At 43.8% G+C, this 26,447-nt stretch carries 26 protein-coding genes and 5 tRNA genes; 13 read left to right on the plus strand and 18 right to left on the minus strand.

The features are described 5' to 3' along the window. Position 1: 1 nt before the first annotated feature. Genes JZ787_RS09145 through JZ787_RS09165 form a run of 5 tightly spaced genes read left to right on the plus strand, consistent with a single transcriptional unit; the run spans position 2 to position 3,381 of the window. Positions 2-367 carry a Na+/H+ antiporter subunit C gene (locus JZ787_RS09145; protein ID WP_004692695.1) on the plus strand — a complete coding sequence of 122 codons (366 nt, stop codon included), beginning with the start codon at positions 2-4 and terminating at the stop codon, positions 365-367. Continuing rightward, entirely contained in the window at positions 367-2,175 is a 1,809-nt protein-coding gene (locus tag JZ787_RS09150; protein WP_114836918.1) for a monovalent cation/H+ antiporter subunit D, read from the plus strand. Before JZ787_RS09145 ends, JZ787_RS09150 begins: the two co-directional genes overlap by 1 nt. Positions 2,176-2,177: 2 nt before the next feature. Continuing rightward, positions 2,178-2,699: a Na+/H+ antiporter subunit E gene (locus tag JZ787_RS09155; RefSeq protein WP_004692699.1), complete on the plus strand. Its 522-nt coding sequence runs from the start codon at positions 2,178-2,180 to the stop codon at positions 2,697-2,699. Then, positions 2,696-2,971: a monovalent cation/H+ antiporter subunit F gene (locus tag JZ787_RS09160; RefSeq protein ID WP_004692700.1), complete on the plus strand. Its 276-nt coding sequence runs from the start codon at positions 2,696-2,698 to the stop codon at positions 2,969-2,971. Before JZ787_RS09155 ends, JZ787_RS09160 begins: the two co-directional genes overlap by 4 nt. A gap of 11 nt (positions 2,972-2,982) precedes the next feature. Beyond that, the gene (locus JZ787_RS09165) at positions 2,983-3,381 is read left to right on the plus strand and encodes a Na+/H+ antiporter subunit G (RefSeq protein ID WP_004692702.1); all 399 of its coding nucleotides are present in this window, start codon (positions 2,983-2,985) and stop codon (positions 3,379-3,381) included. A 400-nt stretch (positions 3,382-3,781) separates the two neighbouring features. Here JZ787_RS09165 and JZ787_RS09170 read toward each other — a convergent pair whose 3' ends face one another. The 11 genes from JZ787_RS09170 to tpiA form a co-directional block, all read right to left on the minus strand. Further along, a complete protein-coding gene (locus JZ787_RS09170) occupies positions 3,782-4,186 on the minus strand; it encodes a ribosome-binding factor A (protein WP_004978763.1) in 405 nt (134 codons plus the stop codon). Continuing rightward, positions 4,186-6,885: a translation initiation factor IF-2 gene (gene infB, locus JZ787_RS09175; RefSeq protein WP_010325772.1), complete on the minus strand. Its 2,700-nt coding sequence runs from the start codon at positions 6,883-6,885 to the stop codon at positions 4,186-4,188. Before infB ends, JZ787_RS09170 begins: the two co-directional genes overlap by 1 nt. A 9-nt stretch (positions 6,886-6,894) precedes the next feature. Continuing rightward, on the minus strand, positions 6,895-8,379 hold the full coding sequence (gene nusA, locus JZ787_RS09180) for a transcription termination factor NusA (RefSeq protein WP_004692706.1): 1,485 nt from the start codon (positions 8,377-8,379) through the stop codon (positions 6,895-6,897). A gap of 39 nt (positions 8,380-8,418) precedes the next feature. Continuing rightward, the gene (rimP, locus tag JZ787_RS09185; RefSeq protein WP_346312168.1) at positions 8,419-8,943 is read right to left on the minus strand and encodes a ribosome maturation factor RimP; all 525 of its coding nucleotides are present in this window, start codon (positions 8,941-8,943) and stop codon (positions 8,419-8,421) included. A gap of 228 nt (positions 8,944-9,171) precedes the next feature. Beyond that, positions 9,172-9,248, minus strand: a tRNA-Met gene (locus JZ787_RS09190). 89 nt (positions 9,249-9,337) lie between these two features. After that, positions 9,338-9,414: transfer RNA gene (locus JZ787_RS09195), tRNA-Met, on the minus strand. 68 nt (positions 9,415-9,482) lie between these two features. Next, a tRNA-Met gene (locus tag JZ787_RS09200) sits at positions 9,483-9,559 on the minus strand. A 75-nt stretch (positions 9,560-9,634) separates the two neighbouring features. Further along, positions 9,635-9,711 (minus strand) — tRNA-Met (locus JZ787_RS09205). Positions 9,712-9,760: 49 nt separating this feature from the next. Then, positions 9,761-9,845: transfer RNA gene (locus JZ787_RS09210), tRNA-Leu, on the minus strand. Between the two features lie 53 nt (positions 9,846-9,898). Further along, positions 9,899-10,228 carry a preprotein translocase subunit SecG gene (secG, locus tag JZ787_RS09215; protein WP_004692710.1) on the minus strand — a complete coding sequence of 110 codons (330 nt, stop codon included), beginning with the start codon at positions 10,226-10,228 and terminating at the stop codon, positions 9,899-9,901. Positions 10,229-10,241: 13 nt separating this feature from the next. Next, positions 10,242-11,033, minus strand: a complete 792-nt coding sequence (gene tpiA / locus JZ787_RS09220; protein WP_168159358.1) for a triose-phosphate isomerase — start codon at positions 11,031-11,033, stop codon at positions 10,242-10,244. A gap of 279 nt (positions 11,034-11,312) precedes the next feature. Here tpiA and pilB point away from each other — a divergent pair, with 279 nt between their 5' ends. The 4 genes from pilB to coaE are packed head-to-tail and all read left to right on the plus strand — an operon-like array spanning position 11,313 to position 15,748. Then, positions 11,313-13,025, plus strand: a complete 1,713-nt coding sequence (gene pilB / locus JZ787_RS09225) for a type IV-A pilus assembly ATPase PilB (protein ID WP_168159359.1) — start codon at positions 11,313-11,315, stop codon at positions 13,023-13,025. Between the two features lie 30 nt (positions 13,026-13,055). Beyond that, positions 13,056-14,282 carry a type II secretion system F family protein gene (locus tag JZ787_RS09230; protein WP_159152946.1) on the plus strand — a complete coding sequence of 409 codons (1,227 nt, stop codon included), beginning with the start codon at positions 13,056-13,058 and terminating at the stop codon, positions 14,280-14,282. After that, positions 14,282-15,142, plus strand: coding sequence for an A24 family peptidase (locus JZ787_RS09235; RefSeq protein WP_346312169.1), 861 nt, complete (start codon positions 14,282-14,284; stop codon positions 15,140-15,142). Before JZ787_RS09230 ends, JZ787_RS09235 begins: the two co-directional genes overlap by 1 nt. Positions 15,143-15,148: 6 nt before the next feature. Next, positions 15,149-15,748 (plus strand): dephospho-CoA kinase, encoded by a 600-nt coding sequence (coaE, locus tag JZ787_RS09240; protein ID WP_224216451.1) that lies wholly within the window; start codon positions 15,149-15,151, stop codon positions 15,746-15,748. Positions 15,749-15,762: 14 nt separating this feature from the next. On the opposite strand, the gene JZ787_RS09245 is transcribed toward coaE, so the two are convergent. From JZ787_RS09245 to JZ787_RS09255, 3 genes are all read right to left on the minus strand, one after another. Then, entirely contained in the window at positions 15,763-16,680 is a 918-nt protein-coding gene (locus tag JZ787_RS09245) for a DMT family transporter (RefSeq protein WP_346312170.1), read from the minus strand. Between the two features lie 32 nt (positions 16,681-16,712). Further along, the gene (rlmB, locus tag JZ787_RS09250) at positions 16,713-17,462 is read right to left on the minus strand and encodes a 23S rRNA (guanosine(2251)-2'-O)-methyltransferase RlmB (protein WP_004692717.1); all 750 of its coding nucleotides are present in this window, start codon (positions 17,460-17,462) and stop codon (positions 16,713-16,715) included. Positions 17,463-17,604: 142 nt separating this feature from the next. Then, positions 17,605-17,928, minus strand: a complete 324-nt coding sequence (locus JZ787_RS09255; RefSeq protein ID WP_004692718.1) for a pyrimidine/purine nucleoside phosphorylase — start codon at positions 17,926-17,928, stop codon at positions 17,605-17,607. A gap of 391 nt (positions 17,929-18,319) precedes the next feature. Here JZ787_RS09255 and recN point away from each other — a divergent pair, with 391 nt between their 5' ends. The 3 genes from recN (at position 18,320) to ruvX (ending at position 21,084) form a co-directional block, all read left to right on the plus strand. After that, positions 18,320-19,981, plus strand: a complete 1,662-nt coding sequence (recN, locus tag JZ787_RS09260; protein ID WP_346312171.1) for a DNA repair protein RecN — start codon at positions 18,320-18,322, stop codon at positions 19,979-19,981. 112 nt (positions 19,982-20,093) lie between these two features. Continuing rightward, positions 20,094-20,648, plus strand: coding sequence for a YqgE/AlgH family protein (locus tag JZ787_RS09265; protein ID WP_087527061.1), 555 nt, complete (start codon positions 20,094-20,096; stop codon positions 20,646-20,648). Beyond that, entirely contained in the window at positions 20,641-21,084 is a 444-nt protein-coding gene (gene ruvX, locus JZ787_RS09270) for a Holliday junction resolvase RuvX (RefSeq protein WP_062035179.1), read from the plus strand. The genes JZ787_RS09265 and ruvX overlap by 8 nt, the downstream gene beginning before the upstream one ends. A 123-nt stretch (positions 21,085-21,207) precedes the next feature. On the opposite strand, the gene JZ787_RS09275 is transcribed toward ruvX, so the two are convergent. The 3 genes from JZ787_RS09275 to JZ787_RS09285 are packed head-to-tail and all read right to left on the minus strand — an operon-like array spanning position 21,208 to position 24,541. Next, a complete protein-coding gene (locus tag JZ787_RS09275) occupies positions 21,208-22,215 on the minus strand; it encodes an HlyD family secretion protein (protein ID WP_346312172.1) in 1,008 nt (335 codons plus the stop codon). Between the two features lie 35 nt (positions 22,216-22,250). Further along, the gene (locus tag JZ787_RS09280; RefSeq protein WP_005400946.1) at positions 22,251-22,457 is read right to left on the minus strand and encodes a DUF1656 domain-containing protein; all 207 of its coding nucleotides are present in this window, start codon (positions 22,455-22,457) and stop codon (positions 22,251-22,253) included. Between the two features lie 2 nt (positions 22,458-22,459). Next, positions 22,460-24,541, minus strand: coding sequence for an FUSC family protein (locus JZ787_RS09285; RefSeq protein ID WP_346312215.1), 2,082 nt, complete (start codon positions 24,539-24,541; stop codon positions 22,460-22,462). 447 nt (positions 24,542-24,988) lie between these two features. Here JZ787_RS09285 and JZ787_RS09290 point away from each other — a divergent pair, with 447 nt between their 5' ends. Beyond that, the gene (locus JZ787_RS09290) at positions 24,989-25,759 is read left to right on the plus strand and encodes an IclR family transcriptional regulator C-terminal domain-containing protein (RefSeq protein WP_004692725.1); all 771 of its coding nucleotides are present in this window, start codon (positions 24,989-24,991) and stop codon (positions 25,757-25,759) included. A 6-nt stretch (positions 25,760-25,765) separates the two neighbouring features. Here JZ787_RS09290 and JZ787_RS09295 read toward each other — a convergent pair whose 3' ends face one another. Beyond that, positions 25,766-26,398 (minus strand): alpha-ketoglutarate-dependent dioxygenase AlkB, encoded by a 633-nt coding sequence (locus tag JZ787_RS09295; protein WP_346312173.1) that lies wholly within the window; start codon positions 26,396-26,398, stop codon positions 25,766-25,768. Positions 26,399-26,447: the final 49 nt, after the last annotated feature.

The raw sequence follows: 26,447 nt of genomic DNA on the forward strand, positions 1-26,447 counted from the left end.
TATGATTAGTTTAGAACTGTTACTTGCCTCCGCTATTGGTCTGTTGACTGCCACAGGCATCTATCTGATTTTACGTGCCCGTACCTTCCCTGTGGTACTTGGCTTGGCCATGATTGGTTATGCCGTCAATTTATTTTTATTTGCCATGGGGCGACTTCAACTTAATGCACCCGCGGTACTCACGGAAGCCAGCAAAGCCACTGACCCTTTGCCACAAGCCTTGGTGTTAACCGCGATTGTGATTGGCTTTGCTACCACGGCGTTTATTGTACAACTGGCTTTACGCAGTCGTTATGAAACAGGAACCGACCACGTTGACTCTAAAGAAGAAATACCACAAATTGACCCACGTGAGGATGAGCCATAATGAATGACTTCATCCAATTTTGGACCGAACACACCCCAATTTTTAGTATTTTAATTCCTGCCATTACTGCCTTTATTTTGGTGTTATTGGGTAATCCTGGATCAGGTTCTTTAGCACAAGACTGGCGACAACCTTGGCGTCGAGGCATTAGTTATACCTCTGGCCTGTTGGGCTTATTTACAGCGGTCAACTATCTGATCTTTGCCAGCTCTGGGCAAATCAGTGTTTATAACCTGAGTGAATGGGCAGCGCCATTTGGCATTGTTTTGGTCCTCGACCAACTGTCTGCCCTGATGCTGGTTTTAACCTACGGCTTAGCTGTTCCAGTGATGTGGTTTGCCAGTAAAGAATGGGATGAACGTGGCCGTTATTTCCATGCCATGTGCCATTTCCTACTGATGGGTTTAACCGGTGCCTTCCTGACAGGCGACTTATTTAACCTGTTCGTATTCTTTGAAATTTTGTTGATGGCCTCTTATGTTTTGTTACTGCATGGCCAAGGCAAAGCGCGTTTTCAACTCGGCATTCACTATGTCACCATTAACCTGTTGGCATCAGCCCTATTTCTGATTGGCCTTGGCATGATTTACGGCAGCGTCGGCAGCCTCAATATGGCGGATGTTGCACGTCTGATGCCTCTATTGGAAGGCGATCAACATCGTATCGCGGTTGCTGGTGGGCTATTGTTGTTTACAGTCTTTGGCATTAAAGCAGCCATGCTACCTGTCGGTTTTTGGCTCCCGAAAACCTATGCGGTCGCGACCACGCCTGTGGCGGCACTGTTCACCATCATGACCAAAGTCGGTATTTATGCCATTTTACGTGTTAATGGCACCGTATTTGACGATGCGATTAGCCGTGAGATTCTGCAATACATTCTATTGCCGATTGGTTTAATTACCTCAGTCTATGGTGTGATTGGCGCGATGGGTGCGGAACGCTTACGTCGTTTCATTGGCTTTATGATTTTGTCTTCTGTCGGCACGATTTTAATCGCCATTTCCCTGTTCAATACCTTGGCATGGGCAGCGGCACTGTATTATTTGGTGCACAGTACCATTATTGCGGCAGCTTTCTATATTTTAAGTGGTTGGATTACCTCTCAACGTGGTGAGTTTAAAGATCACTTTAAAATTGCACCGCAAATGAAACAGCATAAGGTGGTGGCGTTAACCTATTTCACCATTGCCTTGATGATGGCAGGTTTACCACCCTTTAGTGGCTTCTTAGGCAAAGTGTTTATTCTTCAAGCCACCGCACACTCACCGTATCAATTGCTGATTATTGTGACCGTTTTAGTGGTGAGTTTATTAAGTATTATTGCGTTTACACGTGTGGGTTTCGTGATTTTTTGGCGCGCAACTAAACCAGAAGACAACCCTGATGAAGCTGCTTATGCCGCGTACCAAGCTTTGCCTGAACAAGCACCGAAGCGCAATGACAAAACCATCTATCTCTTGTTGGTCGGTTTAATCGCTTATATGGTGTTTGCAGGTCCAATTCAAAAGTACACTTACCAAACGGCTGAGCAAATCCAAAATAATGTGCTCTATGAACAGACTTTACTCAAAACTGATGAGCATGGGCAAACCATTAGCGTACAACCTTTCGACAGTGAAAATTTACCCGAGACCAAATATGGTGGCGAACGCGTAGATCCGAATGCACATTTGATTCCATATTTAATTTCAGAGGAAACACTGGAAGGCGAACATATTTCCGAATACAAAAAACGCCAAATGCAACAGCAACAACAGGCTGAAGTGAATCCCGATGCTGAAAGCCTACAACCCATGGTGGAGCCTTAAACATGAAAAAAACGTCGTTTTTGGAGCGTTGGTTACCCCACCCTTTTGTCTCGGTGATTGTTGCGCTGAGCTGGGTGATGTTGGCACATAGTGTCGATGCAGCCAGCTTAGTGATGGCATTTTTACTGGCTATTTTTATTCCGCGTCTGATCAGACCATTCATTACGTATACTCCAAATATTGAATGGAAAGCGGCGGTGAAACTATTTTTTGTGGTGTTATACGACATTGTGATGTCGAATATTCAAGTGGCTAAATTGGTCCTCGGCCCAATTGATCGTCTACAACCCAAATGGTTTCGCGTTCCGCTGGAAACACAACATGAGGAAGTAAACACCTTACTGGCGATGATTATTACCACTACACCAGGCACTGTTTCAGCAGGCATCGATCAAGATCGCGGGGACATTTTAGTTCACGCCCTCAGCACCGATGATGAAAATGCCGAGATTGAAAATATCAAAGCGCGTTATGAAAAACCGTTGATGCAAATTTTTGGTGTCGAAGCAGGAGACAAAGCATGACTATTTTGCCTTATGCCCTCGGGATTTGTTTAATCGCCGTCACCATTTCAATGTTGCTGTGCTTAATTCGCTTAATCATCGGCCCATCGATTGTAGACCGACTCTTAGCACTCGATACACTCTTTTTAAATGCAATCTGCCTCATTATTATTTTAGGCATTTACTGGGCCAGCACTTCATTATTTGAAGGTGCTCTTTTGGTTGCGATGCTCGGCTTTGTCTCTACAGCCGCTTTAGCACGCTACTTCACCTCAGGTCATGTGATTGACTAGGAGCAAGATCGATGCAACTTACGATGGAAATTTTAGTCTCCATTTTTCTCATGATCGGCACTTTCTTCATGCTGGTCGGAGGAATTGGAATGGTGCGCCTGCCCGATTTATTCATGCGCCTGCATGCCCCAACCAAGTCCAGTACCTTAGGCTTAGGGAGCTTCTTGATCGCGGCAATGATCTATTCTGCATTTCAAGGACGCTTTGGTTTTGCTGAGCTGTTATTAACGCTGTTTGCCTTCTTAACTGCACCTGTATCGGCAAATTTGATGGCGCAAGCGGCGCTACATTTGCGCTTACGCTCGCTGAGCGGTGACGTTCCAGAAGCACTCAACCGTCCACTTCCTTGGCAACGTACTCGTCGCAGAGCTTTTAGCAATAAGCATGAAGACACTGAACATCGTCTTTAAATGCTTGTGTCCTTAAAGATATAAAAATAAATACATTTCTAGCGCTTCAGCACTGACATGGTGATGTTGCGCTAATTTGAACATTGTAATAACGATAATGTTCTAACGTATTAGATGGTGTCGCATCCATTACATTGACCAACACAGGTGGACTGATCAAGCTAATTGATACTCAATCCACTCAATAATTAAAATGAGCAAAGTGTCCCGCTAGTAAATCATTGCCCATATCAATCCAGTCCACAGCAACTTAATGATCAAAATAATCCCTAAAAGCTCAACCCTCTACTCCCCTATCATAATCCTATGCAATATCTTTCAAGTCTTAATCTAGCTTCAGCCATTACTCCGCATAAAAAAAAGCCACCCGAAGGTGGCTTTTTGATTCAGTTAGACTGAATTATTCATCATCTTTGTTTGCTTCGTCAGCGGGTAAATCCTTTACTGCTTCAGCAATCAGGCCAAACATATAGTTACCATATGCATTGGTTTTATCGTAATGGAAACGCAAACGCGGTGTAATACGTGTCTTAATACGACGGCCGAGTTCGTGACGCAAGAAACCAGATGCTTTGTTCAGCACATCTAGGGTTTCTTTATTGGCTGCTTCACTTTGCTCATCGCCAAGCTCACGGCCCATCACAGTCACATATACTTCAGCATAACCTAAGTCCGGACTGACCTTCACCGCAGAGATGGTCACGAGACCACCTAAGCGTGGATCTTTCAACTCTTGACGAATCAGTTCAGACAACTCACGTTGTACTGTATCCGCCATGCGCTTAAGACGTTGACTACCCGCCATTAAAGACTCCGTTTGATCAGTTGAACATCATAGACTTCGATCTTGTCTTTTTCTTTGATGTCTTTATAACCTTTCACCGCAAGACCACATTCCATACCTGCGCGAACTTCCTCAACCACTTCTTTATAGCGACGAAGTGACTCAAGCTCACCTTGGAACACCACCACATCATCACGAAGGACACGAATTGGTTTATTACGGTGTAACATACCCTCAAGCACCATACAGCCTGCTGCTGCACCAAACTTACTTGAGTGGAACACTTCACGTACTTCAGCCACACCCAGAATTGTTTCACGGTGTTCAGGCGCAAGCTTACCACTCATCGCTGCTTTCACATCATCAATCAATTGATAAATGATTGAGTAGTAACGAATGTCGATGCCATCAGCATCCGCTTTTTGACGCGCTGCATTATCCGCACGTACGTTAAAGCCAAGAAGTACCGCTTCAGAAGATTCAGCTAGTGTTACGTCAGATTCAGTGATCGCACCAACACCTGAGCCAATAACACGGACTTTAACTTCGTCTGTTGCAAGGTCAGCAAGTGCAACGTGTAATGCTTCCAATGTACCACGTACATCAGTTTTCAATACCACATTGACGATAGGCACATCTTTCTTGCCCATAGACGCCATGATATTTTCAAGACGCATTGCGCTTTGACGCTCAAGACGTTTTTGACGTTCACGATCCATACGCGCATCGGCAACTTCACGTGCTTTTTTCTCGTCATTCACAACAAGAACTTCATCACCCGCCATTGGCGCTTCAGGTAGACCTAAAATTTCAACCGGAATTGAAGGACCTGCAGACTGAATACGTTTACCGTTTTCATCTGTCATCGCACGTACACGACCATAAGATGCGCCGGCAAGAACAAGGTCACCTACTTTCAATGTACCGTTTTGAACAAGGATAGACGTTACCGCACCACGGCTGTTGTCTACACGTGCTTCAATCACGACACCTTGAGCAGCACCTTCTTCAGATGCTTTCAACTCAAGTAATTCAGCTTGGATTGAAATAATATCTAGAAGCTCATCAATACCTTGACCTGTATGTGCTGAAACCATTGCAACAGGAACGTCACCGCCCCATTGTTCAGGCACGATTTCTTTCACAGTCAATTCATTCAATACGCGATCTGGATCAGCAGATTCTTTATCCATCTTGTTGATTGCAACAATAATTGGCGTACCTGCAGCACGTGCGTGATCAATCGCTTCAGCTGTTTGTGGCATTACACCATCATCTGCTGCAACAACCAATACCACGATGTCTGTCGATTTCGCACCACGTGAACGCATTGCAGTAAATGCTGCGTGTCCCGGAGTATCTAAGAATGTGATAATGCCTTTATCCGTCGTAACATGATACGCACCGATGTGCTGAGTGATACCACCCGCTTCACCAGCTGCCACTTTTGAACGACGAATGCGGTCAAGTAACGATGTCTTACCATGGTCAACGTGCCCCATGATGGTCACAACAGGAGGACGAGTCGTTTGAGCGCCACGTGCTTCTTCTGCTGCTTCAAGTAAGTTATCTTCAGCTTGCGTATCCGATACAAGAACTGGGTTATGGCCCATTTCTTCTACGATTAATGCTGCAATTTCTTGGTCAATCGCTTGGTTCTGAGTGACAAGCTCACCCATTTTCATGAGTGACTTAATTACTTCACGTACCTTAACTGCCATTTTTGCAGCCAAGTCAGCAACCACAATGGTTGAACCAATTTCAACATCATAAACTTGCTTTTTAACCGGTTTTTCAAAACCATGCTTGTTTGCAGAGCTTGTTTTTAAACCACGTTTATGCGAGTTATCACGGAAAGATTGCTCTTCACCACGACGACCACCTTTCTTCGGTGCGCGTGTAGCTGGCGTATTGGTACCACGTTTGATTTCGCGGTCTTCTTTCGCAAATGAGTCTTCATATGCTTGACCAACCAGACCCGCAGCAAGTGGAGAATCATCCACTACACGAATGGTCGCAGTTGCATCTTCGTTTGAATACTTAGATGCCATTTGACGCATTTGTTCAAGTGTACGTTGCTGCGCTTCTTCAGCTGCCTTACGACGTGCTGCTTCTTCAGTCGCTTTTAATTGAGCGGCTTGAGCTTCACGTGCTTTTTTCTGTTCAGGTGTTTCAACAACTTTAACTTGTGCTTTAACCACAGGCTTATTGTTTGATTTACGCTTCACAACTACCGCAGCTTTTGCTACTTCTTGCTTCGTTGTTTCTTGCTTTGCAGCAGCACGCATCGCTTCAAAGTTTGCAGCCGCTTTATTTACTACTGGCGTTTCAGCTTTAGGTTCAACCATAGCTTGTACGTTCGCACGAGCTTGTTGCTCAGCTTGCGCTTTCGCCAAAGCTTCCGCTTTAATTTGTTCTGGATCTGGCTTGGTAAATGTATGTTTCTTGCGAACTTCTACATTAATCGTTTTTGCCTTACCTGAGGTACTCGCTACTTTAGCGGTACTGGTCGTTTTACGTTTCAACGTGATTTTTCCTGCCTGACCATCGTCTTGACCATGAATTTTCTTCAAATGGTGCACGAGGGCATCTTGTTGTTCAGTAGAGATTATATCGTCCGATTTACGCTGTGGTAAACCAGCATCACGAACCTGCTCTAGGAGCTTCTCAACAGGGCGGTTCACACTGAGAGCTAACTCTTGTATCGTCTTATCCGTCATGTAGATCTCCTAGTTAAACCATGATTCGCGCGCTTTCATAATAAGTTGACCCGCTTTCTCTGTACCCAGACCTTCAATATCAGCAATATCGTCAGTCGCTTGGTCAGCCAAGTCATCAATTGTGATGACACCACGTGCTGCAAGTGCATAAGCAATCTCTTGCGTCATCCCTTCCATTGCAACGAGTTCCGCGCTTGGATCTTGGATGTTTTCTTGCTGCTGTAATGCATCAGCCAATGCAACTTCTTTGGCACGACTTTGAAGTAATTCAACAACTTCAGCATCTAGCTCGATTTCGTCAAATGTTTCAGCTGGAACATAAGCAATCTCTTCTAAAGAAGTGAAGCCCATTTCAACCAATGCCATTGCCAAATCTTCTTCAATATCTAGACGCGATACAAATAGGTCTAAGTATTGTTGTGCTTCATTTTGCTGACGAGCATGATACTCATCTTCAAGCATCATGTTGAGTTTGTAGCCTGTAAGTTCAGAGGCTAAACGTACGTTTTGACCTTGTGAACCAATCGCACGCGCTAATTGATCGCTAGTTGCGAAAATAATGTCCGCTGTACGTTCTTCTTCATCAATCACAATACCCGATACATCTGCTGGCTCTAAAGCACTCGCAATGTACTGTGCAGGATCATCAGACCATACAACAACATCAATACGCTCACCGTTCAATTCTTGCTGAACTGCTTGAATACGTGTACCACGCATACCAATACATGCACCCACTGGATCAATACGATGATCATTGGTTTTCACAGCAATTTTAGCACGAACACCGGGTTGACGCGCTGCCGCTTTAATCTCAATGATTTCTTCAGAAATTTCAGGAATTTCTTTCTTCATCAAAGCGATAAGCATTTCAGGCTTGGCACGTGACAATTGTAGTTGTGCACCACGACCTTCACGGTTCACATTAAACAAAATCGCATTTACACGTTGCTTCGGACGCAAAATTTCTTTTGCAATCATTTCTTCACGTGCAAGATACGCTTCTGCGTTATCGCCAAGGTCAATGATAAAGCCATCTTTGGTTTGCTTTTTCACTTCACCGTAGATCAACTCACCCACTTTAGACTCGTAGGCATCTGCAATCAACGCACGTTCAGCTTCGCGAATCTTTTGAACAATGACTTGTTTTGCAATTTGCGCCGCAATACGACCGAAGTCAATTGAAGGCACTTCAAGCTCACGAATATCACCAATCGACCATTGTGCAGGATCAACATCAGAAATCGCATCTTGACATGCTGGCATTTCATGATCTTCATCCGCAACCACTTCCCATTGACGGAAAGTGCTGTATTCGCCCGTTTTACGATCAATCTCTACACGAAGCTGAGCTTCTTCAGAGTTTGTTCCTTCGTAAAATTTCTTTTTAGTCGCAGCAACAAGCGCTTGTTCTAAGGCTTCGAAAATCGCTTCACGAGGTACACCTTTTTCATTACTAACCGTTTCAACTACGGTAAGAATTTCACGTGCCATAAGCCACCTATTCGTTCAGATTCTTATTTATTAAATGAATTAATCTTGATAGACCAAATTGGCTTTATCAATATTATTACTATCGATTTCAAGCACCTGTTGCTTTTCCACTTCGACTTGAATCATTTCAGTTTCAAGATCTACAGCAACCAATTTAGCTTGGAATTTACGACGGTTATCGACCGCACTGATCAAACGGAAAGCGATCTGTTGACCAATATATGCAGGTAATTGTTCAAGTTGGAAAAATGGACGATCCCAACCCGGAGATGACACTTCAAGTGCATATTCACCTGAAATTGGATCATGGACATCCATCATTGCGCCGACTTGCTGAGTCACGCGTACACAGTCTTGTACGCCGATGCCACGGCCCTGCTCTTCTTCACCATCTTCATTGATGATGGGTTCTGCATTTTCGTCGACAGCTTTGTCGATATAAATGCGCAATAAAGAACGTTTTCCTTGAGGAAGGAATTCAATTCCCCAAAGATCAACACCACAGGCTTGCACTGCAGGAGCAATTAAGTCTTGGAGTGCTTGAGTTTTATTTGATAGCTTCATTTACTCTCGTCATTTTTGTGCGATTCAATGGCCGAAACAGACCACTACAAGCCGATACAAACTATAGTAGTAGTGGAACATGACACTTTGACTTTCAGCGTATCCGGCTCACATCGACACTACACGATAGCCAATAAAAAAGGGCGTAATCGCCCCAATTATTGCACAGAAAATTAATATCCACTGTGCAAAAAGGCCCACCTTGTTGTGAGCCTCTTTTTAGAAACTTGGTAGCGGGAGCTGGATTTGAACCAACGACCTTCGGGTTATGAGCCCGACGAGCTACCAGACTGCTCCATCCCGCATCAACGTGCAAAAATTATATACAAATATGAACTATTTTTCAATCTAAATACTTCGTACTTGCTCTGATTTAGTTGCACCTAAATCAAATTGGTAGCGGGAGCTGGATTTGAACCAACGACCTTCGGGTTATGAGCCCGACGAGCTACCAGACTGCTCCATCCCGCAACAAAACGCAAAAATTATTCAATTTAATTACTTAAACTGCTTATTTTAGTTTGCATCTAAAATAAGATTGGTAGCGGGAGCTGGATTTGAACCAACGACCTTCGGGTTATGAGCCCGACGAGCTACCAGACTGCTCCATCCCGCATCAAAACGCAAAAATATTCTTAACTTAATGATTATTAAGTTACTCACCTTAGTTTGCTTCTAAAATAAGATTGATTGGTAGCGGGAGCTGGATTTGAACCAACGACCTTCGGGTTATGAGCCCGACGAGCTACCAGACTGCTCCATCCCGCATCAATAGAATTCGCTGCATACACCAACTTAATCTTCTGGATTCATAAGTTGGTGCGGAAGGGGGGACTTGAACCCCCACGCCCGAAAGCACTACCACCTCAAGGTAGCGTGTCTACCAATTCCACCACCACCGCAGCTGTGACGCATTCTAGTAGCATCGTCACAAAAAAGAAAGGACTAATTCCAATTATTCGCTTGTTTTAGGTGCAGCTGGCGAAGTTTCAGTCGATTGTGCAGGTGCAGAACTTGTCGTTTGCACTGACTTTAAGCTATAGGCATCTGTGGTTTGCTTTTTGGCAAACACAGCAAGTGACAAACTGGTGATAAAAAACAAGGCCGTCAAAACCGCAGTCAATCGGGTCAAGAAATTACCTGAACCTGATGCACCAAATACAGTTGCAGCACCGCCACCACCAAACGAAGCGCCAGCATCTGCACCTTTACCATGCTGGACCAAAATCAGCACGATCATCAACACAGCTAAGATAATATGTACTACCAGCACAAAAGTTTGCATGCTGAACTCCTAATTATTTTGTATTTGCAAATGCTTCGACAATTTTATAAAACGACGTTGCATTTAAAGATGCCCCACCGACGAGTGCACCATTGATATCTGGACAGGCCGCTAACTCTACTGCATTTTCAGCTTTTACACTACCACCATATAAAATGGCCATGTTCGCGCCATGACTGGTAATTTGCGTGAGGCCTTCACGGATTTTAGCATGCATGGTTTGCGCGTCTTCTGGTGAAGCAGTTTTTCCTGTACCAATGGCCCAAATTGGCTCGTAGGCAATCACAATATGAGGCCACTGCTCTGCCTTTACCACACTGGCTAAGTCGCAAATTTGTTGTAAAACCACTACTTCTGCCTGACCAGATTCACGCTGTTCTAAGCTTTCACCGACACAGTAAATGACTTTTAAACCCGCATTTAAGGCATTTTGAGCTTTCGCATTTAAAATTGCTGCGCTTTCAGCAAAATATTCACGACGTTCTGAGTGACCAATTAAAACATATTCAATTTGACTATCTTTAAGCAGCTCTGCACTCACCTCACCGGTATATGCACCCATGTTGCCAAAACGCGAAACATCCTGCGCTACAGTAAAAACTGCACGTGCAGCATTCGCCAATTCAGTCTGCATTGAAGTCAAAGCCAGCGTCACAGGCGCAAGCCCAATGTTACATTTTTCTTCTGCTATTTCATTCTCTTGCAAGAGCTGTTTAAATTCTTGAAGCAATTGCTTGGCATCTGCCTGCATTGGGTTCATCTTCCAATTGCCGACAACCCATGGCTTAATCGTCGAACCCGACATACAGCACCCTATTCAAAACAGTTCATTAAAACGGCCTCATTCTACACGGTATTTATTTTTCAAAGATAGTTTTCTTCTAGAATTTCTTCGGCAATCAAAATAATACGAATGAAAATAAAGACATCTTTTTGTAAAAAAACCGCCTGCTATTACGACCAGTTCATGCTTTTAATCGATATTAAGGTGGTGACAACACTTTCAGATATGGTATTTTTGTGCAACAAAAGTATAATTTTACGATACCAATTATAAACAATTGAGAAGTTAAGGATCTGGGGAATGTCAGTATCAAATGGTTTGCCTAAGTTCACAGGCTTCATTCGACGCTTAGTCGAAGACGGACGCGTGACTGCTGAAAATATGCAGCAGGCAATGCTCTCTGCAAAAAAGGCTCAGCAAGACATCGTCCCTTACCTGATTGAAAATCATAAACTCTCTCCACAAATGATCGCTGAGACGATTTCTTTAGAATTTGGCGAGCCCGTTTTTGACTTAAGTGTCTATGATTCTGTACAAATTCTACGGGATCTGGTCGAAGACAAACTTATCACCAAGCATCGTGTGTTGCCGATTTACCGTCGTGGCAATATCCTCTATATCGCTACCAGCAATCCAACCAACATGGATGCGATGGACGCAATTCGCTTCAATTCTAAAATGAATATTGAAGCAATTATTGTTGAACATCCCCAGCTTGAAAAACTGATCGAACAAAATTTTGCGCAGGCCGATAGCTTTGAATTTTCTGATGAAGATATTGATTTAGACTTAGAACAAGACCCTCAGAACTCCAATGACGAAGAAGACGATTCACCTCAAGGCGATGAAGCACCGATCGTCAAATACATCAATAAATTACTGATCGATGCGATTCGTATGGGCGCATCAGATTTACACTTTGAGCCTTATGAGAAATCTTACCGTGTCCGTTATCGTGTAGATGGGGTTCTGCGTCACATTGCCAGCCCACCACTACAACTGGCGACTCGTCTTGCTTCACGTTTAAAAGTTATGTCACAAATGGACATCTCTGAAAAGCGCGTCCCGCAAGATGGTCGTATTAAATTAAAGCTGTCAAAAAGTAAAGCCATTGACTTCCGTGTCAACTCACTTCCAACCTTATTTGGTGAAAAATTGGTTCTGCGTATTCTCGATCCATCTAGTGCTATGCTAGGGATCGATGCTTTAGGTTATGAACCAGATCAAAAAGACCTGTTTATGCAGGCTTTAGACAAACCGCAAGGCATGTTGTTAATTACTGGCCCGACAGGTTCAGGTAAAACGGTGTCGTTGTATACAGGTTTGAATATTCTAAATAAAGAAGACACTAATATCTCAACAGCGGAAGACCCTGTTGAAATTAACTTAGAAGGTATTAATCAGGTCAATGTAAACAATAAAGTCGGCCTCACCTTTTCTGCTGCACTAAAGTCCTTCTTACGTCAGGACCCTGATATTGTGATGGTCGGTGAGATTCGCGACCTTGAAACGGCTGAAATCGCAATTAAAGCTGCACAGACAGGTCACATGGTCATGTCGACACTCCACACCAATAGTGCACCTGAAACCCTGACACGCTTACGCAATATGGGGGTTCCCTCTTTTAACATTGCAACCTCGGTCAATTTGGTGATTGCACAACGTTTAGCGCGCCGCTTATGTAACCAATGCAAAACCGCTGTTGATATTCCCGAACAAAGCTTGCTCGAAATGGGCTTTACTTCAACAGATATCCAAGATCCAGACTTCAAAGTTTATCAACCGGTGGGGTGTACTGAGTGCCGTGAAGGTTATAAAGGGCGTGTTGGTATTTATGAAGTCATGAAAGTCACGCCAGAAATTTCAAAAATTATTATGGAAGATGGCAATGCGTTGCAGATTGCTGAAGCATCTGCAAAATTAGGATTTAACAATTTACGTCGTTCAGGTTTACTCAAGGTTATGCAGGGGGTCACTTCCTTACAAGAAGTGAATCGTGTAACCAGCGAATAGTTGAAATATTGAAAGAATAAGGATAAATGCATGGCTGTCAAAAAAGCACAGATGATGCCAACCTTCAATTATGAAGGGATTGATCGTAAAGGGGCAAAAATTAAAGGGGAATTGCCTGCACGTAATCTTGCCCTCGCCAAAGTTACTTTGCGCAAACAAGGGATTACCATCAAGAGTATTCGAGAAAAGAAAAAGAATATTCTTGAAGGCATAATGAAGAAAAAAGTGACGACACTGGACATCACGATTTTCACTCGACAGCTCGCAACCATGATGAAAGCGGGTGTACCACTAGTACAAGGTTTCGAAATTGTGGCTGAAGGTTTAGAAAACCCGTCTATGCGTGAAGTCGTACTGGGCATTAAAGGCGAAGTGGAAGGTGGTAATACCTTTGCTGGAGCACTCAGAAAATATCCACAATATTTCGACAACTTATTCTGTTCATTGGTTGAATCAGGCGAACAATCGGGTGCACTTGAGACCATGCTGGACCGTGTAGCGGTCTATAAAGAAAAAAGTGAATTACTAAAACAAAAAATTAAAAAAGCCATGAAATACCCAGCAACCGTAGTTGTGGTTGCGGTGATCGTAACTATTATTTTGATGGTCAAAGTTGTCCCTGTTTTCCAAGATTTATTCAGTTCCTTTGGTGCGGATTTACCTGCATTCACCCAAATGGTGGTAAATATGTCTGAATGGATGCAGAAATACTGGTTCATTTTGATTATTGTCGTTGGTGTGGTAATTACCGCATTACTCGAAACCAAAAAACGCAGTAAAAAGTTTCGTGACATGCTGGATAAAGCCGCACTGAAAGCCCCGATTTTTGGTGATTTAGTCTATAAAGCGATTATCGCGCGCTATAGCCGCACCCTGTCTACCACCTTTGCTGCGGGTGTACCCTTAATTGATGCTCTCGAATCTACCGCGGGTGCAACCAACAATGTGGTCTATGAAGAAGCTGTGATGAAGATCCGTGAAGATGTCGCAACAGGGCAACAACTTCAATTCGCGATGCGTGCCACCAATAAATTTCCATCAATGGCAGTACAAATGGTAGCGATTGGTGAAGAATCTGGTGCGCTCGATGCCATGCTGGATAAAGTTGCAACCCACTATGAAAATGAAGTCGATAATGCGGTGGATGGCTTAACGGCAATGATGGAACCTCTGATCATGGCGGTCTTGGGTGTACTTGTGGGTGGCCTAGTGATTGCCATGTATCTACCAATCTTCCAAATGGGTTCTGTGGTTTAATGCAAGAAATAATTTCCTATCTGATCAATACTCCAATGGCGCTTTATTTCGCCGTTGGAGTTTTTAGTTTGTGCATCGGTAGTTTTCTGAATGTGGTGATCTATCGCACGCCAAAAATGATGGAACAAGAATGGCGCACCGACTGCCAACTTCTGCTTCATCCTGAACAGCCGATTATTGATGAAACGAAACTCTCGTTGAGCAAGCCTACTTCGACCTGCCCCAAATGCAAAAGTGCCATACACTGGTATCAAAATGTCCCTGTGATGAGTTGGTTACTGCTACGAGGAAAGTGTGGCACTTGCCATAATCCGATCAGCATTCGCTACCCTGCGATTGAACTCCTGACCGTAATTTGTGCATTGGTCGTGGTTGCTGCCTTTGGCCCAACAATCCAAATGTTGTTTGGTCTCGTACTCACTTACATTTTAATCGCCTTAACTTTTATTGATTTTGACACTCAACTTTTACCTGATCGCTATACCCTCACCCTTGCAGCTCTGGGTTTAGGGGTCAATAGTTATGCGATTTACACCACACCGACAGCGGCCATTTGGGGTTATATCATTGGCTTTTTATGCTTATGGATCGTGTACTATCTGTTTAAGCTCATCACAGGCAAGGAAGGTATGGGTTATGGTGACTTTAAGCTACTTGCAGCTTTAGGCGCATGGATGGGCCCTTTGCTACTGCCGCTGATTGTGCTACTTTCCTCTTTTGTAGGTGCCATTATCGGCATCATCCTGCTCAAAGTGCGCAAAGAAAATCAGCCTTTTGCTTTTGGTCCGTATATTGCCATCGCAGGATGGATTGCCTTTTTGTGGGGTGAGCAAATTATGAAAATATACTTAGGCAATTAAAATAATATGTCATTTATTTTAGGTCTGACAGGCGGGATTGGCAGTGGAAAATCTGCTGCAAGCCACTGGTTTGAACAACAAGGCATACAGGTAGTTGATGCTGACGTGGTTGCTCGAGAGATTGTTGCTGTAGGGCAACCCGCACTTCAGCAAATTCGAAGCAGCTTCGGCGAGTGGGTCTTACTGGACAATGGCGAACTGAATCGACGCGCTTTACGTGAACACATTTTTCAGGACCCGTCTGCCCGTAAGCAATTGGAAAAGATCACCCACCCTGCAATTCGTCAGTCCATCATGCAACAATTACAAGCTGCGACCAGCCCTTATGCGATTTTGGTTTCACCGCTACTTTTTGAAACCAATCAGCATGAACTAACACAACATACACTTCTGATCGATGCTTCAATTGATATCCAGATTCTTCGTGCTTCGCAGCGCGACCATCAAACCATTGAGCAAATTCAAACCATCATTAAAGCGCAAATGTCCCGTGAACAAAAACAAGCGTTGGCCGATGATATTGTGGTAAATGATGGACACTTGGAACACTTATACGCACAGCTCAGACCGTTGCATTTAAAGTATTTGGCCCATTCAGAAGTCTAAAAAAAAGCAGTCAATTATGACTGCTTTTTTTGTTGTGCGAGTTGGGCTTTCAAACTGTCCTGCCGTATCCAACGCCATGGCTGCAAGGCCCCGATCCCCATTCCCAGAAGACCACATAAAATCGCAACACTCAAAGGCTCATTGAGCAAAGGAACCGCAATAATCGCAGCAATAAAAGGCGCCAAAGTCACAATACTGCCTGTTTTAAATGCCCCCAAACGCTTAATCGCTTCCACATAAGTGAGGGTCGCCACGATGACTACGAACACGCCATGAAATACAACCTGAGCAATCAATTGCACAGGTTGCACATGCGCTAGGGTTTTGGGTAGAAATAAAATATAAATCGGCACAAAAATAATCGCAGCCCAAATCGCAACACCTGCCATGGAGTGCCATGCCGACAGTTTCCATTGTCTTAATAAAACGGTAAATGTTCCCCACAGCACGGCACTGAGGAAAAACAAGCCATCACCTAAACTAAAGGCGATACCTGTTTCTTGATACATCAGCCCACTCATGGCCGCCAGTGCCAGCAACATAATACTGAGGCTGAGCCAAGTATGCCGATCAAATGGTTGTCGAAATAAAAGATAAGCTGCGACAGCCGTGCAAAGCGGAATACAGCCATTGAGAAAGATTGCAGCATGTGCCGCAGGCACATAATGAAAAGCGCTATAAGCGGTGATGCAGTAACACACCCCACCAATCATCGCCAAAATAAAAGGCTCTTTCTTCCACAAAAAGGCGGTATCTTTTTTATAGATCAAGATTGGCATTAAGATGCAAAACGCCAAGAGAAAGCGTAAGGCGGTAATATCCCACGCACCAATACCCCAATTGGCACTGAGCCGCGCAGTTAAGGTAAATCCCCCCCAAATACACATGGTGATGGCAATAAATACATAGCCTTGTTTTTGAGGGGTCATCATTGAGCTTAAATTAAATTGGGAATTAAAAAATCTTAGACATTACGTTGACGGCATGCTTCATACAAAGCCATACCCGTTGCTACACTGACATTCAAACTTTGTAGATTGCCTGCCATCGGAATATAAACCGTTTGATCGCATTGAGACTGGGTAATTGGACGCAGACCAGTATCTTCAGCACCCATCACCACACATACAGCCGTTCCAGTAAAATCGAACTGTTGTAGCGGCAAGGCTTTTTCATCCAACATGGTACCGACCACACGCACATTAAACTCATCTTTAATTTGCGCTAAAGTCCGAGCCAAATTGGTCACTTGGATAAATTTAACTTTTTCAGCACCACCTGCCGCAACTTTGCGCGCGGTCGGGGTCAAACTTGCAGAACGATCACGAGGCACAATTACAGCTTCGACACCCATTGCAGCCGCGGTACGGATACATGCGCCTAGGTTATGCGGATCGGTGACTTGATCTAAACCCAGCAATAAACAATTTGGCGATTGTTTCAGTAAGGCTTCTAAATCTTTTTCATTGAAAACTGGATTAGGACGGACCGCAGCCACAACCCCTTGGTGAAATGGCAAGCCCGCCATTTTTTCTAATCGATCACGACCGGTTTGTTGTACGCTAATACCAAACGGTTCAGCCAACTCAAGTACACGCTTTAAACGCTGGTCGTCGCGCCCTTTTAAGGTAAAAAGCGTCAGTACGCGCTCAGGTTCAAGTTCCAACAATGACTCCACCGAATGAACGCCATAGAAATATTCAGGTTTAGCCATGTAGGACCTCTAAAAGATAAATGACCATCGACACGATGTGCCAAAAATAAAAATCCTGTAAAGCTGACTTTACAGGATTGCTGTGCAACGGATAGTTTAACCGATTTCGCTTGAAATTACTTGGCGAGTATCAGTTGAAAGCTTAACCTTCTAAATGGCACACGTAGTCCAACACTTCGTCAGTTTCAATTTTAAAACGACTATTGCCAGGCACATAAAAAGACTGACCTGCGCGGAACAATTCGCTCTCTTCGCTGTCAGCAATTTGTACACGACATTCGCCTGAAATAATTTCCATACGCTCTGCCACATGTGTTTCAAACGTCAAAGCTTGCTCTGTCGGAAGAATAACCCCTAACGTTTTTTTGGTGCCATCTTCAAATTGCACAGTATGACTGATGCATAAACCGCCAAAATAAACATTGGATTTTTTTATGACAGAGACATGGTCGAACTGAGTTGACATGCGTACACTCCAGATAATGCGCATTTATATTCGTATTGATTCGCTAGTTTAAAGATGTGCGATTAACTAATCAATCGATGTTTTATTCCCCTCAATCAATATTTTGTTAAAGTCCGACCATCGTACAATTGCCTCAATTTCCAGCCCATTTTGGCGTGTTTTTTGCCAATGCGATCCGTTCACTGAGTCGTGCTCTTTCTGTATACACCGCATACCCACAAGTTTGTGCTGTGTTTGCTATAACAGTCGGATTTAAAAAATCTGCTAGGTCGACTTTCAGATTCACGCTAAAATAAGCCGACTTTGCACAAAACGAATAGCGTTGCCGTCTTGTCGGCTGAATAAAACTTCACTATCTTAAACTAAAACTTTTCGCAGCTCGGATGCGTTTATGCTGACACATTTAACTTTAATTAATTTTGCTTTAGCCGATCACTTAGCACTTGATATCGATCAAGGTTTTAATGTCCTGACCGGGGAAACAGGTGCAGGCAAATCATTATTGCTAGATGCACTGTCCGCCTGTCTGGGTGAACGTACCGATACCAACTATGTCCGTTTCGGTTCAGACAAAGCCGATGTCACGGCTATTTTCAGCTATCAAGAGCATAGCCCTGAAGCCGTATGGTTAAAGGCACATGAGTTAGATGATGAGTCAGGAGAAATTCATCTAAGACGGGTTATTTTTGCCACTGGCCGCAGCAAAGCATGGATTAATGGTCGTCCGAGCAGCTTAGCTGAATTGAAAGAAATCGGGCGTTTGCTGGTACAGCTGTATAGTCAACACAGTCAACAACAACTACTAGAGCCGCCATATCCAAGACGCTGGTTAGACCTCTATCATAACTTCTACCCAGAAGCGCAAGCTGTGCGTGAAGCCTATAGCACATGGCAAAAAGACATTCGTCAGCACCAAGCCGCATTGGATGCTCAAGCCACGCGTAAACAACGTATGGATACTTTGAGTTTACAATTAGAAGAACTCGAAGATGTGGTGCAAATCGACTATAAAGAGATTGAACAAGAGTTCGACCGCTTATCCCATCATGAAAATATCATGCAGGACTGTAGTTATGCCGTTACGGCCTTAGATGATGCTGAACAAAATATTAATCAAGAAATTTCCAGTATTATTCGCCGCTTAGAATCACATGCAGGACGCAGTGAACAGTTGGCTGAGATTCATACTTCTTTGCTGAATGCACAAAGTGAGCTTGACGATGCCACGGCTAATCTCCGTCAGTTTATTGACCGTCAAAGTTATGACCCAGAACGTATGGAAGAGTTGAACACCCAGCTTGAGATGTTCCACCGTTTTGCCCGTAAGTACCGCACGCAGCCAGAACACTTAAAACAAGCACATGAACAATGGCAATCTGAACTGGCACAGCTCCATTTATTAGAAGATCCAGAAACACTAGCTGAGCAAGTTGAAGTCTCGCATCAGGACCTATTAAATAAAGCCCAGCACCTTGACCAAATTCGTCGCGATGCAGCCGCACCATTGGCGAAACATTTAACCGAACAGGTCAAACAATTGGCTCTGCCTGAAGCGCACTTTGAGTTTAAGTTTGAACCAATGGAGCAGGTTTCTAGTGAAGGTCTAAGTTTTATCCAATTACTGTTCACCGCCAACAAAGGTATCCCACCGCAACCTTTGGCCAAAGTTGCCTCAGGGGGAGAGTTGTCACGTATCGCATTGGTGATGCAAGTGATGAATGCTGAAAAAACCGAAGCTGAAGTTTTAGTCTTCGATGAAATTGACGTCGGTATTAGTGGTGGCACAGCCGAAATTGTCGGTCGTCTCTTGGCCGACTTGGGTTCGCATGTGCAAATTCTGTGTATTACCCACCAAGCTCAAGTTGCAGCACAGTCTGACCAGCACTTGTTGGTGAAAAAACGTCAGACCGATCCTGCCAGTAGCACCATTTTAAACTTAGAAGAAGATGAGCGTATCGATGAGCTCGCACGCATGACAGGCGGCGTTGAAATCAATGACACTACACTACAACATGCCAAGCAATTACGTCAGTTGAAGTTTCAATCCGCCTAATTTATGTAGACTGGATCACAAAAAAAGATTTGGAGAAAGTGCATTAGTCTAGTAACGTGGTAGATAACAACATTTGACTAGAAGCATTTTAATTTCAAGGAGAAGCCTTTAGGTGAGCAAACAATATCTGACGCATCGCTGTCTCATTGCCCCACCCGATATGGCAGATGAAGTCTTTGCCCATACCGTGATTTATTTGGCCCGACACGATGAGGAAGGTGCTCAAGGCATCATCATCAACCGCCCTTCAGGGCTTTCAGTCAAAGAACTGCTCAATGATCTTGAAATTGAAGCCGATCACGTCCGACCACACGATGTTCTCCAAGGTGGGCCTTTGCGTCCAGAAGCTGGCTTTGTCTTACATACGGGCCAGCCGACATGGCACTCTTCCATTGCGGTGGGGGAAAATATCTGTATCACCACGTCTAAAGATATTTTAGATGCGATTGCGCATAATGAAGGTGTGGGTCGCTATCAAATTGCTTTGGGCTATGCCAGTTGGACCAAAAATCAACTGGAAGATGAACTGTCTCGTGGTGATTGGTTAGTCTGCGATGCTGATATGGATTTGATTTTTAATATTCCTTATGACGACCGTTGGGATGCTGCCTATAAAAAGCTCGGACTGGATCGAACATGGTTGTCTTCTGAGATTGGACATGCCTGATTTAAACACGCCCCAAATGATTATGGCATTTGATTTTGGTACACAAAAAATGGGCATGGCAGTCGGTCAAGCACTGATTGAAAGTGCAACACCTTTGGCTTTGTTTCCAATGAAAGATGGCATTCCTAATTGGGATGAACTGCATAAAATTATTAAGCAATATCAACCCAATGTATTTTTAGTCGGTTTACCACTCAATATGGATGATAGCGAGTCGGAATTATCTGCTCGAGCACGTAAGTTCGCACGTCGTTTACGTCATCAAACCAATATTGAAACATGGATGGTGGATGAACGCTTAAGTACTCGTGCAGCCCGTGATGAGCTGAGCCATTACCATGCGCAAGGCCGAGGTAAAAAACTTTCTGCTGATAGCCTTGCCGCAACATTGTTTATTGAAAGTTGGTATCGCGATCCTGAAGGCCTTACACCTTAACCAAGACTTCCTTAAAACAGATGACATGGGTTTTATGATTGGAGTTGTACCTCAACACATCAAATAGCGTTCTAAAAAAAGCATCCGATGAGGATGCTTTTTTTGAAATGAGCAGAGGCCAATTTAGTGCTGTGACTCGGTAATATGTACTGTCACGGTTCGCCCCGCGACAAATGCCAATTCATTTTTCGGAATATCATCCAGTGCAATTTTCACAGGAACGCGCTGCGCTAAACGTACCCAACTAAAAGTTGGGTTTACATTGGCCAATAAACCTGTACTTGTGGTTCGTTCACGATCTTCAATGCCTGAAGCAATCCCCTGCACATGCCCTTTTAAGATGTTTGAGTCGCCCATCAACTGTACAGTCGCAGGCGCACCGAGATAAATTTTATTTAGCTTGGTTTCTTCAAAATAACCGACCACATAAAGCTGCGAGCGATCTAATAGCGCCGCTACCGCCTGCCCCACTTTGACATAATTTCCTGCTTTCATCTCAAAATTAGACAGTGTGCCATCGGCTGGTGCTAGGACTTCGGAGCGGTTCAAGTTTAATTCAGCCAAATGTAAATGACTGGTGGCTACATCGATTAACGCCTGTTGCTGCGCAATATTGGCTTTGGCCTGCTGAATCGCCGCTTGCATTTGTTCATGTTCGGCATGTGATTGATCTCGTACGGCAAACATCTGATCTTGCTCTTGCTTTGATATAGCACCATCCATCAAATTGGCATAGCGTTCTGCATTTTTATCGGCCAAGTGACTATTGGCTTGTGATTTGGTCAAATTGGCCTTGCTTTGAAACAGCTCCGCTTCGGCGGCGGCCAAACTAGCTTTGGCTTTAGCCAAGTCTGATTTGGCTTGTTCCACATCAAGCGCCTGACGCGCCACATCAATTTTAAACAGCACCTGCCCTTGTTTGACGCTTTGATTATCGTGCACTAAAACTTCAGTGACTAAGCCTGAAACATCGGAAGAGACTTGAATCACATCGCCACGAACCCGCCCATCACGTGTCCACGGTTCAGCATTATAATAATGCCAAAGATGCACGAGTACCGCGATCGCGATACCCGCAATCAGCACTAAAGTGATGGGACGGCTCAGTTTACGCCAATCAAAGGATGCCATTTCTTTTACCTCATTCATTTCAATCAGATGTGCGCTTAGGCAAAGCTCACGATAAAACCCCAATGGACCATGCCAAGCACTGTAATGTAGAGGCATAAATAAAAAATACTGGGTAAAAAAATCCAGCCTTTGTCGACCCAAGGATCGGTCACCCGCATGAGTAACCGTAATACGATGTAGGCCAATACCGCCTGAATGACCAAAACTGGCACATACACACCATAGATATTAAGTTCGCCCATCGTTATGCTCCCAACAAACGGACTTGAGACATTTCATCCCATGTCGCATGACAAAGACTGCTTTGAATATTATTCAGTGAAACTTGCAAACGCCGAGCAATGCTTAGGTCTTGCAGTTGTATAAGCTCGGCCTGAATGATCTGAATTTTGTCCAAAATGTGTTGTCTGACCTGTAGGTCGCTATGGTCTAATTCTTTAGCGTAGAAATAAGCATCCATTTGGCTTTGTAGTTCTTGTAGATGCAGCGTGATAGAGGCCTGCACAGGCATTTTTTCAATCAGTTCTTGCACCCGAGTTAAATCAATCACCGCACTGGATTCAATCAGGGCCAAATTGATTTTTTGCTTCAAACGATCGGACTGTACCAATTTGGTATTCAGTACGCCTATCCGATCCAACATACTGCGCAAATGCACTCTAAATTCCACCCCATAAGGCAAGTAAAGCGCTTGTCGTATCGCTTTATAATGTAAAGACAGGATTCGCTTGGCGGTAATGTCTGGCGACATCGCACGCACCAAGTGAATCACATAGACAGAAATGATGGGGCCAAGCACCGTCCCAATCGATGCATCAAAAAACATCACTTGGTCAAGGTGATAACGGTTTTGCAGGTTTAAGCCCATGACCACACCCATTATCAAAGGGAGCGCCAAACCTGTGAGTGGTGGGTGTAAAAACAGCATCAGACAGTACATACAAAAAGGGGCCAACACCACAGCCAACATCCAAAAAGCGCTGATGTGTGGGAAGATGCCATAAGCATAAATAAAGACAATAATCGCCGCATATAGACTGGCACGGATAAAGATTTTTAAGGCAGGAACAGGATTGTCCATACTGGTCAGAATACAGGCACAAATAGCGGCCATCTCTGCCATCATAAAACCCGCTTTCCAACCACTGATAATCCAAAAGCCAGTCGCCACAAGCACCACAATAAAAGCCGAAATGCCGCCACGCACGGCTACGCCATGATCTCGATGTAAGTTGGGATAGTTTGTACTAATTGGGGTCACGATTGCGGGTAAGCTGTCATCCCCCTGTTGGATACGCTGCCAAATCAACTTAATGGCACGTATATTTTGGGTGAAATGACGCACATCCATTTTTAAACTGGCCAACATGACTTGCTGCTGTGGCAAGGCACTGTCAAACACGGCTTGAAAACTCGACTCAAACTGCTCAGGTAGCTGGTTTAAGTCCTGCTCTAAAATGACCTGATCACTTTGTAAAAATTTTACAATCTCTGCATGCGCCTTTTCTAAAGCTGGACGGTAGCATGCGTCAATGTGATCTAACTGCTGAATTCGCTCGGCCATGGCCACCAAGTTTGTCACCAACATACTGAGTTGATGCAGCATTTCTTGGAGCGGTTTGGTCATGCCCTGCAAGGTCGATTTTTCATAGCTCAAGTGCACGGCCATCACATGAATATCGGCAATATCCCGCGTGATATGACTAAGCGTAGTGCTGTAATTAATGGCCTTAACATCATCTGTCAGGATCTGATCAAAAACCGCTCGGGTGTCTTGAAAAGTCTGTGAAACACGGGTTTTGACTACGGGACCAATATGCATGGGAAACAGTACCGCATTCACCACTGCACTACACAGTACTCCCACTGTGATTTCAATACAGCGACCAATCGCCATATCAAACATGGAAGTGGTTTCAATGTTATAGACAATGTTGTAGCAAATAATGACCGTGGTATAACCCGCCAACATAAAAATATAGCTACGCGGCGTCCGATCCAACAATGAAAAATATAGACAAAACCCGACCCATGTGGCTAAAAATAATGTGAACAATTCTGGAGTGTTGATCAGGTTTGGCGTGACTGCAATCGAAACGATTGCTCCCAACAACGTTCCCAACACCCGATAAAGACTTTTTGAGGAGGTCATACCCGCATATGGGTTTGCGATGACGAAGACCGTTCCAATCGCCCAAATGGGATAAGCCAAATCTAAAGAAAATGCGACATAAAGTGAAAGCATGCCTGCCAAAAAGGTTTTCGTCGCAAAAATCCAGTCCAATTTATTTGGACGGAATGCGAGTAACTGTTTGGTGAGGAACATAAATTCATCTCTAAATGCGCTGAATGACAACATTTAAACAACTCTTCAACACAGCATTGCTCAGACAAACAGCATCACTTCGTCCTCACCTCATGCGAAGACGGATGAAAAAATAATTCAATAAATGAAGTCTTTTACTGACATGGTCAAAGACAGCGCCATGTTGAAAGGAAAGAAAATAGCTCAATAAATAACAAAAGTATTATTCATTAAAAGATATTTGTAATGATAATTTTTCCAAAAATATAGTTTTTTGTCAATAAAAATATCTCAATATGATAATTTACATATTTTTAAGATCATATTTCACCCTTTTTATTGCGTTGCAAATGCTGATAAAAGTCCACGAAAGCCATGCGTCCAGAACGAAAGCCATGTCGAGTCTAGGGTTTTTGTTATATAGTAACTGTCGTTCAAATGGCATTTATTTTGACTAAGTAGGTTCTTATGGCACTTTCAAGTTTCGGTAAAATTCTCACTGTCTTAGACCTCTTTTCTGTGTCACGCCCGATTATCAATGTCGATATCATCAGTGCCGAACTGGGACTCTCACAGCCCACCAGTTATCGTTATTTAAAGGAATTGGTATCCGCAGGACTTTTACAGCGCTTAAGCGGAACCAGCGGCGACTATACTTTAGGCTCTCAAATTGCTGTGTTGGACTATATCTCTCGAACGACAGACCCACTCTTACAAATCAGCATTCCTTTTATGCAAGACATCGTTGAGCGAACGGAGTTTTGCTGTATCCTCACCCAGCTCAACGCAGAACACTGTATTGACCTATATGGTGAAGTCTTTAAAGACCTTGAGTTATTTTCTTATGGGCGTGGTTGCCCACGTCCCGTGTATTTGGGTTCATCGCCTAAAGTGGTGATTTCACAGCTCAGCAAAGCTAAAATTATTGAATATTATCAAAAATTTTCGGCTCAGCTGGCCGAGGTCAATTTTGCTGCGAGCCAAGATGAATTTTTACAGAAAATGAAAGCCATTAAGAAACAGGGCTATTATTTTTCCAATGGCGAGTTTGACCCCAACCTTGCCAGTCTGTCTGTACCAGTCAAATTTTCACCCAAAGATACACCGTTGGCACTGACCTTATTGGCTTCGAAAAACCGGTTTGAATTTGTCGATTTGAAAAAAATGGTCGAAATATTAAGACATAGTGCCTTACAGATCGAACAGAAATGCCATCTGCTGCATAATATTGAAGCTTAATTATACTTAGCGTTGAAGCGTTGGATAGAAATAGCGAAAGGTTAAATTCAGACGCGGCTCAGTGATTTTGTTGGATTTCATCAAAGCATGTTTCCAGTAGCGCTGGGTCTGTCCACGCATCACGATCAATTGCCCACTATGCAACATCAGCTCGATTTTTTCCTGTTTAAACTTGTGCTTAAAGCAAAACTTACGGGTTGCACCAAAACTGAGTGAGGCAATCACCACATTTTCTTGCTGCGGTGAACGTAGTGAAGGCTCATCATCACTATGCCAGCCCACGGCTTGGCTGCCATTTTCATATAAATTGGCTAGGCACGAGTTAAATGGATGTCCCACCAATTGCTCAATATGGTGTTTTAAACGAAACAAAGCGGGATTCCATAACAGTGCTTGCTTAGCGCTACCCGAATAGTGATATTGGTACTCGGCATCGCCATACCACACCACTTTTCGTTCCGTGACATAACGTTTGCCATACAGTACGACTTCGTCAGGTTGCCATGTCAAATGTGCTAAAAAATAATCCAAATATTTCGCACTTTGCTCCGCAGTTAAAATCAAACCCAAGTCCTGCACCTGCCCATCGAATGGGAGCAAGTTTGCTTGCGGTTCAGGACTAAACAGATCTAAGGTCATGACTTTTCCTCCTCTGCAAACAGTTTAACTGAATTCAGAGCGACACAAA

Origin of the sequence: Acinetobacter sp. BWR-L5, from assembly GCF_039655985.1 — a bacterium.
Classification (GTDB): Bacteria; Pseudomonadota; Gammaproteobacteria; order Pseudomonadales; family Moraxellaceae; genus Acinetobacter; species Acinetobacter johnsonii.

Coding starts and splice junctions, on each gene's coding strand:
- JZ787_RS09155 (WP_004692699.1), top strand. CDS start 2,178: ATGAAAAAAACGTCGTTTTTGGAGCGTTGGTTACCCCACCCTTTTGTC.
- JZ787_RS09150 (WP_114836918.1), top strand. CDS start 367: ATGAATGACTTCATCCAATTTTGGACCGAACACACCCCAATTTTTAGT.
- JZ787_RS09170 (WP_004978763.1), bottom strand. CDS start 4,186: ATGGCGGGTAGTCAACGTCTTAAGCGCATGGCGGATACAGTACAACGT.
- ruvX (WP_062035179.1), top strand. CDS start 20,641: ATGCCTGATTTAAACACGCCCCAAATGATTATGGCATTTGATTTTGGT.
- pilB (WP_168159359.1), top strand. CDS start 11,313: ATGTCAGTATCAAATGGTTTGCCTAAGTTCACAGGCTTCATTCGACGC.
- JZ787_RS09165 (WP_004692702.1), top strand. CDS start 2,983: ATGCAACTTACGATGGAAATTTTAGTCTCCATTTTTCTCATGATCGGC.
- JZ787_RS09290 (WP_004692725.1), top strand. CDS start 24,989: ATGGCACTTTCAAGTTTCGGTAAAATTCTCACTGTCTTAGACCTCTTT.
- JZ787_RS09280 (WP_005400946.1), bottom strand. CDS start 22,457: ATGGGCGAACTTAATATCTATGGTGTGTATGTGCCAGTTTTGGTCATT.
- infB (WP_010325772.1), bottom strand. CDS start 6,885: ATGACGGATAAGACGATACAAGAGTTAGCTCTCAGTGTGAACCGCCCT.
- JZ787_RS09230 (WP_159152946.1), top strand. CDS start 13,056: ATGGCTGTCAAAAAAGCACAGATGATGCCAACCTTCAATTATGAAGGG.
- JZ787_RS09275 (WP_346312172.1), bottom strand. CDS start 22,215: ATGGCATCCTTTGATTGGCGTAAACTGAGCCGTCCCATCACTTTAGTG.
- rlmB (WP_004692717.1), bottom strand. CDS start 17,462: ATGGCTAAACCTGAATATTTCTATGGCGTTCATTCGGTGGAGTCATTG.
- JZ787_RS09160 (WP_004692700.1), top strand. CDS start 2,696: ATGACTATTTTGCCTTATGCCCTCGGGATTTGTTTAATCGCCGTCACC.
- JZ787_RS09255 (WP_004692718.1), bottom strand. CDS start 17,928: ATGTCAACTCAGTTCGACCATGTCTCTGTCATAAAAAAATCCAATGTT.
- recN (WP_346312171.1), top strand. CDS start 18,320: ATGCTGACACATTTAACTTTAATTAATTTTGCTTTAGCCGATCACTTA.
- tpiA (WP_168159358.1), bottom strand. CDS start 11,033: ATGTCGGGTTCGACGATTAAGCCATGGGTTGTCGGCAATTGGAAGATG.
- JZ787_RS09295 (WP_346312173.1), bottom strand. CDS start 26,398: ATGACCTTAGATCTGTTTAGTCCTGAACCGCAAGCAAACTTGCTCCCA.
- JZ787_RS09235 (WP_346312169.1), top strand. CDS start 14,282: ATGCAAGAAATAATTTCCTATCTGATCAATACTCCAATGGCGCTTTAT.
- JZ787_RS09145 (WP_004692695.1), top strand. CDS start 2: ATGATTAGTTTAGAACTGTTACTTGCCTCCGCTATTGGTCTGTTGACT.
- secG (WP_004692710.1), bottom strand. CDS start 10,228: ATGCAAACTTTTGTGCTGGTAGTACATATTATCTTAGCTGTGTTGATG.
- nusA (WP_004692706.1), bottom strand. CDS start 8,379: ATGGCACGTGAAATTCTTACCGTAGTTGAAACGGTTAGTAATGAAAAA.
- coaE (WP_224216451.1), top strand. CDS start 15,149: ATGTCATTTATTTTAGGTCTGACAGGCGGGATTGGCAGTGGAAAATCT.
- JZ787_RS09245 (WP_346312170.1), bottom strand. CDS start 16,680: ATGATGACCCCTCAAAAACAAGGCTATGTATTTATTGCCATCACCATG.
- JZ787_RS09285 (WP_346312215.1), bottom strand. CDS start 24,541: ATGTTCCTCACCAAACAGTTACTCGCATTCCGTCCAAATAAATTGGAC.
- rimP (WP_346312168.1), bottom strand. CDS start 8,943: ATGAAGCTATCAAATAAAACTCAAGCACTCCAAGACTTAATTGCTCCT.